This is a genomic window from Planococcus chinensis (assembly GCF_020071995.1).
In the GTDB taxonomy this organism is placed as follows: Bacteria; Bacillota; Bacilli; order Bacillales_A; family Planococcaceae; genus Planococcus; species Planococcus chinensis_A.
On the sequence record NZ_JABWTK010000013.1, the window covers coordinates 61609 to 72221 of the forward strand.

9 protein-coding genes and 7 tRNA genes are annotated in these 10613 nt (G+C 47.0%); 1 reads left to right on the forward strand and 15 read right to left on the reverse strand.

What is annotated here, in order from left to right; all coding sequences use genetic code 11:
* Positions 1 to 4: 4 nt before the first annotated feature.
* The 8 genes from HU147_RS16915 to HU147_RS16950 all read right to left on the reverse strand — a co-directional run bounded on the left by HU147_RS16915 (position 5) and on the right by HU147_RS16950 (position 8614).
* The gene (locus HU147_RS16915) at positions 5 to 370 is read right to left on the reverse strand and encodes a hypothetical protein (RefSeq protein WP_224077324.1); all 366 of its coding nucleotides are present in this window, start codon (positions 368 to 370) and stop codon (positions 5 to 7) included.
* 205 nt (positions 371 to 575) lie between these two features.
* Positions 576 to 1244 (reverse strand): MOSC domain-containing protein, encoded by a 669-nt coding sequence (locus HU147_RS16920; protein WP_224077325.1) that lies wholly within the window; start codon positions 1242 to 1244, stop codon positions 576 to 578.
* Between the two features lie 106 nt (positions 1245 to 1350).
* Complete coding sequence (gene menC / locus HU147_RS16925) at positions 1351 to 2415, reverse strand: o-succinylbenzoate synthase (protein ID WP_224077326.1); 1065 nt, start codon at positions 2413 to 2415, stop codon at positions 1351 to 1353.
* Positions 2406 to 3839: an o-succinylbenzoate--CoA ligase gene (locus HU147_RS16930; protein WP_224077327.1), complete on the reverse strand. Its 1434-nt coding sequence runs from the start codon at positions 3837 to 3839 to the stop codon at positions 2406 to 2408. Before HU147_RS16930 ends, menC begins: the two co-directional genes overlap by 10 nt.
* A 63-nt stretch (positions 3840 to 3902) precedes the next feature.
* Entirely contained in the window at positions 3903 to 4721 is an 819-nt protein-coding gene (gene menB, locus HU147_RS16935) for a 1,4-dihydroxy-2-naphthoyl-CoA synthase (RefSeq protein WP_224077328.1), read from the reverse strand.
* A complete protein-coding gene (menH, locus tag HU147_RS16940) occupies positions 4718 to 5539 on the reverse strand; it encodes a 2-succinyl-6-hydroxy-2,4-cyclohexadiene-1-carboxylate synthase (RefSeq protein ID WP_224077329.1) in 822 nt (273 codons plus the stop codon). Before menH ends, menB begins: the two co-directional genes overlap by 4 nt.
* Positions 5539 to 7236, reverse strand: a complete 1698-nt coding sequence (gene menD / locus HU147_RS16945; RefSeq protein WP_224077330.1) for a 2-succinyl-5-enolpyruvyl-6-hydroxy-3-cyclohexene-1-carboxylic-acid synthase — start codon at positions 7234 to 7236, stop codon at positions 5539 to 5541. Before menD ends, menH begins: the two co-directional genes overlap by 1 nt.
* Positions 7223 to 8614, reverse strand: coding sequence for an isochorismate synthase (locus HU147_RS16950; RefSeq protein ID WP_224077331.1), 1392 nt, complete (start codon positions 8612 to 8614; stop codon positions 7223 to 7225). The genes menD and HU147_RS16950 overlap by 14 nt, the downstream gene beginning before the upstream one ends.
* 323 nt (positions 8615 to 8937) lie before the next feature.
* Between HU147_RS16950 and HU147_RS16955 the strand changes: the two genes are divergently transcribed.
* Positions 8938 to 9900 carry a DMT family transporter gene (locus HU147_RS16955; RefSeq protein WP_224077332.1) on the forward strand — a complete coding sequence of 321 codons (963 nt, stop codon included), beginning with the start codon at positions 8938 to 8940 and terminating at the stop codon, positions 9898 to 9900.
* A gap of 80 nt (positions 9901 to 9980) precedes the next feature.
* On the opposite strand, the gene HU147_RS16960 is transcribed toward HU147_RS16955, so the two are convergent.
* The 7 genes from HU147_RS16960 to HU147_RS16990 all read right to left on the reverse strand — a co-directional run bounded on the left by HU147_RS16960 (position 9981) and on the right by HU147_RS16990 (position 10566).
* Positions 9981 to 10052, reverse strand: a tRNA-Glu gene (locus HU147_RS16960).
* A 6-nt stretch (positions 10053 to 10058) separates the two neighbouring features.
* Positions 10059 to 10149: transfer RNA gene (locus tag HU147_RS16965), tRNA-Ser, on the reverse strand.
* A gap of 4 nt (positions 10150 to 10153) precedes the next feature.
* Positions 10154 to 10228: transfer RNA gene (locus tag HU147_RS16970), tRNA-Asn, on the reverse strand.
* Between the two features lies 1 nt (position 10229).
* A tRNA-Ile gene (locus HU147_RS16975) sits at positions 10230 to 10306 on the reverse strand.
* 10 nt (positions 10307 to 10316) lie between these two features.
* Positions 10317 to 10390, reverse strand: a tRNA-Gly gene (locus HU147_RS16980).
* Positions 10391 to 10396: 6 nt separating this feature from the next.
* A tRNA-Phe gene (locus tag HU147_RS16985) sits at positions 10397 to 10472 on the reverse strand.
* A gap of 18 nt (positions 10473 to 10490) precedes the next feature.
* Positions 10491 to 10566: transfer RNA gene (locus HU147_RS16990), tRNA-Asp, on the reverse strand.
* Between the last annotated feature and the right edge of the window lie 47 nt (positions 10567 to 10613).

The following is a 10613-nucleotide window of genomic DNA, read 5'->3' on the forward strand; positions in this document are numbered from 1 at the left end:
CTTTTTAAATTTCTTGCGATTTCTTCGATTGCCGGCGCTTGAATTCTTCATAGATTTTAAATACAGAGATAAAAAATAACGCCCATACAATCGGGCTATCCAAGGAAATTCCTGAAGTGGATTGCCCTCCCAACAGACTTAAGAGAACGATTAGAAAAATCACATAAAAACTAGTGAAAATATTCCATTTGAATCCCCGCTCCTTCTCTTTTTCTTTGTCGCTGAAAAAGCTGATGCAAATAAAAATAACGAGAATCGTTCCTATAATTATCCCTTGGGGTATCTTTATAGCCAGCAAGGTTGCCGGAAAAAAATCTTGGATCATGAGAAGGGTGAATCCCACCATCAATACAGAAACAAGCCATCGCATATACTTATCCTCCCATCCACTGCCTTGCTTCTTCCGTTATACGTAAACATATGGAAAGAGTTTCAATATTGCAGCGTTTCATTATAAAAAAACACACGTCCAAAAGGAAATGTGTTCGTTGACTAGCAGATAATTTTGATGTTATCTACTTCCCCCACTTATTGGCTCCTCACCTGAGCTTCCATCCCTCTAATAACAGAGCTCTTTATTGAGAGTCAGCCAGTTTCTTCAGCCGCTTCTCGAAATGATTCCGCCATTCATCTGCCAATGCCTCTACCTTCAATATTTTTGTCATTCCTTCGATGTCTTTTGTATGATGGAAATTTATTTCATTCGTATAAAGGACAGAAATCTCCTCCGGATGCGATTCGATTAATTCAATACTGGAATCTGCTTGAATTTCCCCTTCTTCAATCACACGGCAAAGGAAGCCGGTAAATCCGGTTTTCACCATCCTCTTCATCAAAGGGGTCATATCCAAACGCCGGTCAATCGTTTGGCAAGGCACTCTTCCTTGTGTCACTTGAATGACTGCATCCCCGATCCGAAAAATATCGCCGATATATACATCCTGTTCGAGCATGCCTGACACTGTCAGATTTTCACCGAATGTCGAAGGTGGCAGCGGCTTCTCAAATTCCTGTTCCCATAAGGGATAATGCTCTGCCGAATAGATGCAAACTGCCCGGTCAGGTCCGCCGTGGTGCTTTAAATCTGCCACTTGGTCGCCGTGGAATCCTTCTTTCCCCAAGAATACCCTTTCGACTGACTGCTTCTCTATAGCCGTCTGCATTTCTTTGCCCTTTCCGTACTTCAAGGTTTTCGGTGTGCCTACTGACAAATTGTGTATTTTAGCTTTTGTGAAATCTCTCATTTATCTTCAGGCCTCATTTCTGTACTTTAATTATTGATGCATTTCTGTTTCATGCTTTCAATCTTACCAAAAAAAAAGCCTGAAATCCGTAAAGGATTCAGACTTTTTATAATTTCACTTCATAGCCAATACCATTCTCTGCACTTAGCGCCACTTCTCCGTTGTCCACATGGATTTCCGGGACGACAATGTCTTCCTCCCAAAAATGATGCGAATCGGAAAAATCGCCGGGCAAGATGATTTCAGGCAAAGATGCCAAAGCCAGATTATGCGCTTTTGAGACACCGAACTCAATCATGCCGCCAACCCACATGCCGATGGAATGGTTATTGCACAATCTTGCAATTTTGAGTGTCTCACTCCAGCCGCCAAGGCGTCCCATTTTCAGGACAACCATATCCCCCGCTTGCTCCTCGATCATCCGTTGGACGTCTTCGAAACTTCGGATACTTTCATCCAGGCAAATGGCAGTTTTCATTGATTTCTTTGCTTTTGCATGGAGCTGCCACTGTTCTTCCCCGAAAGGCTGTTCGATCAAGGCAAAACCTGCCTGATCCAGTTCCAGCAATTGTTCAAACGTTTCTTCCGCAAAACTGCCATTGGCATCTGCGAAAAATAGCTGCTTTGGATATTTCCGGATGATGCTTGACAGCAAATCCAAATCAGAAGTAGGGCCGATTTTGATTTTGATGCGTTTATAACCTGCTTCAGTCGCCTTTGCCACTTGGCTTTCAATGTTCTCCGGATCTGCAGCCACCACAATACCTGCCGGAATCGCCTTTTTTTCTCCGCCGACGAGTTTCCATAACGGCACTCCTTTTTTCTTAGCGAATAAATCCCAGACAGCCATTTCAATAGCGGCTTTCGCCATCCGATTGCCTTTCACTTGCTGGAAGATCCGGTTGACTTGCCCAGGGTGCTTCAGGTTTTGATGCAGCAATAACGGAATCAGCACCTCTTGAATAACAAAGCGGCAGCTCGCCACCGTCTCTTCCGTATACCATGGTGTTGTGAACGCGACACATTCTCCGTAGCCTTGCAAGCCTTCCGCATCACTGACTTTTACAATCAGGCTCTCCCGCTCTTCCACCACCTGCAAAGACGTCTTGAATGATTGTTTTAACGGTTTCCTTACTTCTGTTAAATCAATGGCAGTAATCGTCAGTTCCATTGCTTCAGCTCTCTTCTGAGCAGCTTATTCGATGCATTGCGCGGCAGTGCTTCCACAAAGCTTAGCCGCTTCGGCACTTTATAGGAGGCAATTCGATCCTTGCAGTAAGCAATCAATTCTTCTGCTTCTGCCGGTGCATTCAATACAACAAACGCGGCCGGAATTTCGCCCCATTGCGCATCCGGTACCCCGCATACGCCCGCTTCCCGGACAGCCGGATGCGCAAGCAGCACTTTCTCAATTTCGGCCGGGTAAATATTTTCCCCGCCCGAAACGATTAAATCCGAACGCCGGTCAATAACAAACAAAAAGCCTTCCTCATCCATATAGCCGATGTCCCCTGTATGAAGCCAACCGTCTTCTTGTACGGTGCGGTCTGAAAACTTGCCGATATATCCTGGCGTTACTTGAGGGCCTTGAATCAGAATCTCTCCTTTTTCACCTGGCTGGCCGGTTCCTTCGATTTTCACTTGATACAAAAACAAAGGCTTTCCGGAAGAGCCGATTTTCCGCTCGGCGTCTGCGGATTGCAGAGTCGTAGTTTGAGAAGACGTTTCGGTCATGCCGTAGGTTTGAAGAACCGGGATGCCGCAACGTTCAGCCCGCTGGATATAAGCCACAGGAATCGGCCCGCCCCCTGCCAGAATCGCTTTAAATCGCGGCGACGCATTCATGGACGCTTCTTCCACATTGCTCAGTACGCGTTCGAGCATGACGCCGACCAGCGACATATGGGTCACCGTGCCATTGCAGATTTCTTCCGCACTTTTTTCAGCGTCGAATTTCTCATACAAACGCACACCCATGCCATAAATCAGCGACCGCATCAAAATCGAAAATCCGCTGATATGAAAGAGCGGCACGGAACAAAGCCAGACATCTTCCGACGAAATGCCGATATTCAATGCTGATGAAACCGCGCTTGAAAAATGGTTTTCTGCCGTCTGGCGGACTCCCTTCGGATTGCCTGTCGTCCCGGATGTATACATGATTGAAATGGTGCGCTCTTTTTCCCACTGCGGCTGAATGTCAAAGCTTGCCGGAACCGTCTCTCGAATAAAGCTGAATAAAACCGGATTCCGTTCCGCGACTTTTTCCTGCAGTTCATCATCGGCCAAAACAAAGTCAGTTTTTGAATCATCGATCTGGTAAGCAAGTTCCGGTGCGGCCAAGCGTTCATTGAGCATGACCATTTCACAGCCGACATGCAGACAGGCATACATGACAAAAACAAATTCAGGGTTGGACTTGGCCAGGATGGCGACACGCGACTCTTGGCGAACGCCTAGTGCAGTAAGTTTGCCGGCATACTCAAGCGCCATTTCATTGATTTCCTCAAATGTCCATTGCTGTTCCTTGAATGATAAAGCCATGCGGCTCCCGCTTAAATAACTCCGCTGGCTCAGCCAATTCGGATATGTCATTTTAAAAATCCTTTCTTTAAAAAAAGCTGCCCCTGTAGAGGACAGCTTCTGATTATTCGTTGATCAAGGGAAACGAGGGAATTGGCCGAAATCCGGTTTGCGTTTTTCTTTGAACGCGTCGCGTCCTTCTTTTGCCTCATCCGTTGTGTAATAAAGCAATGTCGCGTCTCCAGCCATTTGCTGAAGTCCAGCAAGGCCGTCGGTGTCTGCGTTCATTGCCGCTTTTACAAAGCGTAGTGCAGTCGGGCTCATTTCGAGCATTTCTTCGCACCATTTCACTGTTTCGTCTTCCAATTGCTCGTAAGGAACAACTGTATTGACTAAGCCCATATCCAGTGCTTCCTGAGCGTCGTATTGACGGCATAGGTACCAAATTTCACGTGCTTTCTTATGGCCGATGATGCGGGCCAAGTAACCTGAACCATAGCCAGCGTCAAATGAACCGACGCGAGGGCCTGTTTGTCCGAAACGTGCGTTGTCAGCAGCAATCGTCAAGTCACAGACGACGTGCAGGACATGTCCGCCTCCGATGGCATATCCCGCCACCATTGCAACAACCGGTTTTGGAATCACACGGATCAAGCGCTGCAGATCCAATACGTTCAAACGAGGAATTTCATCTTCCCCAACATAGCCACCGTGGCCGCGTACCGATTGGTCGCCTCCAGAGCAGAATGCTTTTTCGCCTTCGCCTGTTAAAACGATAACGCCTACTTTTGAATCATCGCGTGCACGTGAAAATGCATCGATCATTTCGTGTACGGTTTTCGGACGGAATGCATTGCGCACCTCCGGACGGTTGATCGTAATTTTGGCAATGCCGTTGTACGTTTCATATTTGATGTCTTCATATGTACGTTCTGTTACCCATTCGCGTGTCATGATTTTCCTCCTCGATAATGTAAACTCAAATACTCCTTTACCATTGTAGCAAATTCAGCAGGTTTTTCCACGTGTAATGCATGGCCAGCTTCAATAACGCCGTGCTGAACTTTCAGCAGCGCTTGTTTCATCTCTTCGGCAATTGCCATAAACTTAAGGTCCAATGTGCCTGTAAGCAGCAAAACGGGAACGTCCAGCTTATGGAGTTTGCCCCAATAAGAAGACTGGCTACCAGTCCCCATCCCAATCAAGCTGTTGGCAAGGCCCAATGGATTTTGAAACAGCCGCTCTGCTCGCACCGCTTGCCTGACGTTTACCGGCAAACTTTTCTGGCTGTGAAACAATGGAATGTTCTCCCAGCTGTCTACAAACGAAGTAATGCCATTCGCCAAAATTTTCAATGCCAGCTCACTGTCGCGCTGCTGCCGGTCCAACCGGTCCGAACTGGTTTTCAAACCAGGAGATGAACTTTCCAAAACCAACGCTCTCACGTGTTCTGGATGTGTGCAGGCATAAGCAAGCGCTGTACGACCGCCCATAGAATAACCGACCAAAGCAAAATGGTCCACCTTTAATTGGCGAAGAAGCTTATCCAAATCATCGATTTGCCGCTCCATCGTATAACGCGCCGAATCTTCCGGTGATTCCGTTCTGCCATGGCCGATTAAATCAACCAAAATAATTTTGTACTCAGGGAAAAACTCCACCACTTCGTTCCAGGTTTTGGCGCTTCCCGTAAAGCCGTGGAGAAAAACGATGGTCGGCGCTTTATCCGTATTCAAAACTTCCACATGATACCGAACTCCGGCAATCTCCATTACTTCGCCAGCTCCTCGCTTAGCCGGTTCCACAACTTCCGGTGGACCTTCACGTTTTGTTGTCTATCGGTAAAGACTTCAATGATTTTAACGGGTTTTTGCTTTGGATTCCGCAGTGCCTGCATAAGCTCTTCTTTTGTCTTTACAGAGGCATATTCTGTGTCGTACATCCGCGCAGCATCTTCAAAATTCATCCCTGTCGGCGTCCCGAACAAATCTTCAAAATAACGTTCTTCTTCCGACTGCGGCAAATAAGAGAAAATCCCGCCGCCATCGTTGTTCATCACCACGATCGTCAAATCCGTTTCCTGCATTTTTGAAGCAATCAACCCGTTCATGTCGTGCAGAAAAGATAAATCGCCGATCAGTAAATAGGTCGGGCGTTTAACTGCCGCCTGCACACCGAAAGCGGTTGAAACCACTCCATCAATGCCGTTTGCTCCGCGGTTGGCATAAACCATCACGTCACGTTCATTTGTCTGGAAGTACGTATCCAAGTCGCGGATTGGCATACTGCTGCTGACCACCAAATGGCATTGATCCAGTTCATCAAACAATACTTTTGCCAATACGCCTTCATCAAGTTCCTGTTCACAATGCTGCTCCATCAATTGCCAGTACAATTGGGATGCCTGCTGCCATTTCGCTGTATAGGCATTGTTTTCTCCGGCTTTGACCGGCAGCTGCCATAAGCCTTTAGCAGCCGATTGAATATGATGCGTCACAACCGACTGGGCATCGCGCATCATTGGACTTTCATCGAAGACGACATAAGTTTTCGGTTTAACGGCGGCCAAATACAAAGTCAACGGCTTGGATACCGGCTGAGGCCCGATGCGAATCACCACATCCGGCGCCATCGAAGCCTTGAACGCATCACTTTTTAGAATCGCATCATAGGAATCGATGATTAAATACTGATGTTCCGGCTTGACGTTAGCGCGCAAATTGGATAATGGATCTGCAAGCACCGGCCATTGCAAATCTGCAATAAACTGCCAAAATTCCTGGGGCATTGGAGCAGTCATTTCTCCGACTATCAATAACCCCCGCTCTGTTTCCATTAATCCTTGCAGGAAGTTCTCCGTCTCTTGATTCATCCTAAATTCCCCGGTGAAATGCATCATTTCTCCCCGGCTTTCAAAAGGCTGGTCAAAATCAATGCGCAGAGGTTCACGGAACGGCACATTTAAATGCACCGGTCCTTTTGGTTCGGTTTTGGCCGTGGCTACGGAACGATGCAAATGGCGCGCTAAAAACTCAAGCAAGTTGTTTTCTTCCGGCATCGGCAAATCAGTTGCCCATTTCACATGGGAACCGAAAAGATTGATTTGATTGATGGCCTGAGGAGCGCCGACTTCCCGCAATTCATGCGGCCGGTCTGCTGTTACGACCAATAGCGGAACGCGGGCATAATAAGCCTCTACAATAGCAGGAAAATAATTCGCAGCTGCCGTTCCGGATGTACAAAGCAGCATAACCGGATTGCCGGACGCTTTGGCCAGGCCCAGCGCAAAATAAGCGGCCGAACGTTCATCAATCTGGCGGTAAACAGTCAAGCCTTCTTGCTTCATGCAAGCATAGGCAAGCGGAGTAGACCGGGACCCAGGACTGATTACAACATCCGTAATGCCTAGATGCACAAGTGAATGGGTAAATGCTGATACATATTCCGTTAAAGATTTACGATTCGTCACTCAATTGACCTCCAAGTGCACGCAGCATCGGTCTGAATTTAACCCAGGTTTCATCGTATTCCGATTCAGGTGTGGAATCTTCTACGATTCCGCCTCCTGCGTACAGATAAGCTTCTTTTTCATTTAATAGTGCGGAACGGATTGCGACAGCGAACTCGCCGTCGCCTTTGGCGTCAATCCAGCCAACCGGCGCCGCATAATATCCCCGGTTCATCGTTTCATATTGGCGGATCAAATCCAACGCTTCTTGTTTCGGTTCCCCGCCAAGTGCCGGAGTCGGATGCAAGTCCCGTACCAGATCAAACAAGGTGGATCCAGAAATCATTTCGCCTTCAACCGGCGTGTACAAATGCTGGATATCCCGTATTTTCATCAGTTTCGGTACATTGGGTACAGTTAAACGCGAAGTATGGCTATCAAATACTTCACGGATCATATTTACCACATATTGATGTTCCGAGCGATTCTTTTTGTCGTTCAACAAGGCTTCCCCAAGTTCTGCATCCTTCTCCACAGTCTTTCCGCGCGGAGTCGATCCAGCAAGGCAAGTTGACAAGGCCTGGCTTTCTTTCACTTTTACAAGGCGTTCAGGTGTAGCTCCAAAGAAAAATTGGGTTTCTGCCTCCAAGCCGAACAAGAAGCTTTCCGGCTGTTCCTCTGAAACTTGATACAAAGCCGACGAAGCCGAAAGCGGTTCTTCAAAGTCCAATTTCAACGACCGGGCGATCACCACTTTTTCTGCCTGCTCCGCTTTGATGATACGGGTTACTTTATTGATGGAATCAAGATACTGTTCTTTTTTGATTTCCGAACGGCCCACTACCATGGGTTTCTGATATTTTGGCAACTCCAAAACTTGCGCTGCATGAATAAGGCGGTCCCGCTCTTTCCGCATGGCCTCGAATTGGCTGAAAGTCTCTTTTTCCGTCGTAATCAAATTGATGCTGACGTAAGCTTGGTCATCTTTAATGACCAATTGGAAAGAAGGCACTGCAAAATAAGCTTCCGGAAAATGGGTCCATTCGCTTTCAAGTTCATTTAACGGATCAAATGAAAAGCCGCCGAATAAAATCGGCTCGACATCCGGTTCTTCATTAACAATTTGCTTGCACAAGCTTTCCCAATTTTGCTTAATTTCTTCAAAGCGCCCTTCATGAACCGATGAAGCGAGTACATGAGCGTGGCCAAGGCCAACCAAGGTGAAAGTCTTTTCACGGTTTTGCCAAAACATGCGTTTTCCCTTATGCTGCTTTTCTCCGGCTTCAAAAAAAGCCAAGGCCGACATCCGCGATACTTCAATTGTTTCAGTGTAAAAACGGTACGCCGAATAACGCGTATCCGTATATTGTTCAATCGATGAATACTGTTGTGGATTCATCTTTTTCCCTCCGTTTTAAACTGGTTGTGCCGTATAAGCACAATCTGCTTCACTTTTTAATCTCTATCTTCTATCATACTCTTTTCTATTAAATACAGCACAACATTTGCTGTATTTCCCCCTAAAATGAAATCCAAAACAAGTGCATTTATGTCTAAAATATTTCTATGAAATAGTTCACAATAAAGCGGTACCAGCTTACGGCTGCTTTTCTTCGCAAATAAAAACCGCAGCTATTCGAAAATAGAAACAGCTCCTTGCATTGACCTGTATGCACAAACACGATATATTGAGATAAATTTTTAGAAGCAGGAGGAACTTATATGCGCCCGATTGCCCTTGGAGTTTTTGCAGCTTTCTTTTTTGCTTTCACCTTTGTTTTGAATGCCAGCATGGAATCTTCAGGAGGTAGCTGGATTTGGAGTGCCTCTTTGCGATATTTCTTTATGGTACCCCTCTTATTAATCATTGTACTCGCTAGAAGAAATTTAAAGCCGCTTCTAGTAGAAATGAAAAGCAATCCGGCTGCGTGGCTGCTATGGAGCTTTATTGGCTTCGTTCTCTTCTACGCCCCTTTATGTTATGCAGCTGCCTATTCCCCTGGCTGGCTGATTGCCGGCACTTGGCAAATCACCATCATTTCAGGTTCTATACTGGCTCCGTTGTTTTACTCAACGATTCAGACGCGAAACGGCCCTCTTCTGGTCCGGGAACAAATACCTTATCGGGGATTAGCTCTGTCTCTCATCATTCTTTTAGGGGTTTTGCTTCTGCAGCTCGAAAATGCGCAGCAGATGCCCGTCAAAAGCTTCTTATTAGGTTTTCTGCCCGTCCTCTTAGCTTCATTTGCTTATCCGCTAGGCAACCGCAAGATGATGGAACTTTGCGATGGAAGATTGGATGCCTATCAACGCGTTCTCGGCATGACCTTAGCCAGCCTCCCATTTTGGATAGTGCTTTCAAGCTACGGATTCTGGACGTTAGGTGCACCAGGTTCCCCACAAGTCATACAATCATTAATCGTAGCTGTATGTTCCGGTGTAATCGCGACTGTCCTGTTTTTCATGGCTACCGATCTGGTTCGCCAAGACATGAAAAAACTAGCTGCTGTAGAAGCCACCCAGTCATTGGAGGTATTGTTTGCGTTAGCCGGAGAAGTGGTTTTCCTCTCGATTGCCTGGCCTTCTTCTTTAGGCTGGATCGGAATTGCCACCGTGATGTTCGGCATGATTATCCATAGCCAAGCAGCGAATAAAAAACAAGAAGTCGTTGTCCATCTAAAATAGCCACTCTAATCGGAGTGGCTATTTCTTTAATCTTAGAATAGAAAAAGAGACATGCAATTGAATGCATGTCTCTTTTAAGATGACCCCTACGGGATTCGAACCCGTGTTACCGCCGTGAAAGGGCGGTGTCTTAACCGCTTGACCAAGGGGCCAATTACTGGCGGAGAAGGAGGGATTTGAACCCTCGCGCCGGTTTCCCGACCTACACCCTTAGCAGGGGCGCCTCTTCAGCCACTTGAGTACTTCCCCAGTATGGCTCCGAAGGTAGGACTCGAACCTACGACCATCGCATTAACAGTGCGGTGCTCTACCACTGAGCTACTTCGGAATGGTGGGCCTAAATGGACTCGAACCATCGACCTCACGCTTATCAGGCGTGCGCTCTAACCAGCTGAGCTATAGGCCCATATGTATAATGGAGCGGGTGAAGAGAATCGAACTCTCATCATCAGCTTGGAAGGCTGAGGTTTTACCACTAAACTACACCCGCAAAAAATGGTGGGTCAGGACGGAATCGAACCGCCGACACTTAGAGCTTCAATCTAATGCTCTACCAACTGAGCTACTGACCCACATAATTAAGATAAAAATGGCGGTCCCGACCGGGATCGAACCGGCGATCTCCTGCGTGACAGGCAGGCATGTTAACCGCTACACCACGGGACCTTTTTGGTTGCGGGGGCAGGATTTGAACCTGCGACCTCCGGGTTATG

Coding starts and splice junctions, on each gene's coding strand:
- HU147_RS16915 (WP_224077324.1), bottom strand. CDS start 370: ATGCGATGGCTTGTTTCTGTATTGATGGTGGGATTCACCCTTCTCATG.
- HU147_RS16920 (WP_224077325.1), bottom strand. CDS start 1,244: ATGAGAGATTTCACAAAAGCTAAAATACACAATTTGTCAGTAGGCACA.
- menC (WP_224077326.1), bottom strand. CDS start 2,415: ATGGAACTGACGATTACTGCCATTGATTTAACAGAAGTAAGGAAACCG.
- HU147_RS16930 (WP_224077327.1), bottom strand. CDS start 3,839: ATGACATATCCGAATTGGCTGAGCCAGCGGAGTTATTTAAGCGGGAGC.
- menB (WP_224077328.1), bottom strand. CDS start 4,721: ATGACACGCGAATGGGTAACAGAACGTACATATGAAGACATCAAATAT.
- menH (WP_224077329.1), bottom strand. CDS start 5,539: ATGGAGATTGCCGGAGTTCGGTATCATGTGGAAGTTTTGAATACGGAT.
- HU147_RS16950 (WP_224077331.1), bottom strand. CDS start 8,614: ATGAATCCACAACAGTATTCATCGATTGAACAATATACGGATACGCGT.
- HU147_RS16955 (WP_224077332.1), top strand. CDS start 8,938: ATGCGCCCGATTGCCCTTGGAGTTTTTGCAGCTTTCTTTTTTGCTTTC.